Origin of the sequence: Bradyrhizobium sp. 17 (assembly GCF_023073515.1) — a bacterium.
Taxonomy (GTDB): Bacteria; Pseudomonadota; Alphaproteobacteria; order Rhizobiales; family Xanthobacteraceae; genus Bradyrhizobium; species Bradyrhizobium canariense_D.
Genome location: NZ_JADPJQ010000112.1, coordinates 1 through 1140, shown reverse-complemented (window position 1 = coordinate 1140; position 1140 = coordinate 1). Strand labels below are relative to the sequence as shown.

Annotated in this window: 2 protein-coding genes; both read left to right on the top strand. The window is 59.1% G+C overall.

Annotated elements, in window-relative coordinates:
• Window positions 1-239 (top strand): chorismate-binding protein (locus IVB13_RS22655; protein ID WP_247490446.1); only part of this gene is annotated, 239 nt, incomplete at its 5' end.
• On the top strand, window positions 236-820 hold the full coding sequence (locus tag IVB13_RS22650) for an aminodeoxychorismate/anthranilate synthase component II (protein WP_247490650.1): 585 nt from the start codon (window positions 236-238) through the stop codon (window positions 818-820). The genes IVB13_RS22655 and IVB13_RS22650, both read left to right, overlap by 4 nt.
• Window positions 821-1140: the final 320 nt, after the last annotated feature.

Sequence of the window (1140 nt, the reverse complement as noted above, 5' to 3'; positions counted from 1 at the left end):
AAATCGAGCGTGTGGCGCGCGAGGTCTATTGCGGGGCGATCGGTTTCATCGGCTTCAACGGGCAGATGGACACGAACATCGCGATCCGCACTGTGACGATCGACGATGATATGGCGGTGTTTCATGCAGGCAGCGGTATAACGGCGATGTCGGACCCGGCGGCAGAATACGAGGAGACGCTTGCCAAGGCGCAGCGAATCTTTGACGCATTTCGTGCTGAAACATCCGGTGCGCTTTGATTGTCATCATCGACAACTACGACTCCTTCGTCTTCAACATTGCCCGCTATTTCCAGGAGCTTGGTGAAGCAACGGAAGTCTTCCGGAACGACGTGGTCAGCGTCAGCGACCTCATTGACCTCAAGCCGTGCGCAGTGGTCATCTCCCCCGGTCCGTGCACTCCAATTGAGGCCGGAGTATCTACGGCCGTCGTCCGTGAACTTTCGGGTCGCGTTCCAATTCTCGGCATCTGCCTCGGACACCAGTGTATTGGGAGCGTATTCGGCGGACGGGTGGCGCGTGCACGTTGCCCTATGCACGGTCGGTCCTCGTATGTAACGCATGACGGCCGAGGGCTATTCAGGGAGCTACCGTCGCCACTTTCCGTTGGCCGCTACCATTCTCTTGTTGTTGAGCTCGATGAGTCATGCGCACCGAATCTTACGGTGAGAGCGCGTTCCGACGAGGGCGAGATCATGGCCCTCGCACATCGTTATCACCCAACTTTTGGTGTGCAGTTCCACCCAGAATCGATCCTTACCCAAGACGGGCACGTGGTGCTTAAAAACTTCTTGCGACTCGCAGAGACTTATCGCTCGTAGCAGGATAAGACGACAACGTGAGGTCGTGGGTTGGAAGTGGGGCTGCTATCTCGCGAAACCAACTATTATCCGGCGGCGGCGGCGGCCAGGGCGAGGGCGCTCCGCAGCCCGGAAGGTGGGTGCCGCGCTGCGGAGAACAGCGCGCTGCTACGTTCGTTTCCACCGGCCGGCGGGGGGCGCTCAGCGACTCATGGGGCTGGGCTTCGCCCAGATATCGACGAGAGTCTGCAGAGCGGCCGCGGCGCAATACAGATTGCAGATGTGGACGGCCCCCCACTTGTCAGGATGGTAGCAGACTTTTGACCTGATCGCTTGCTATC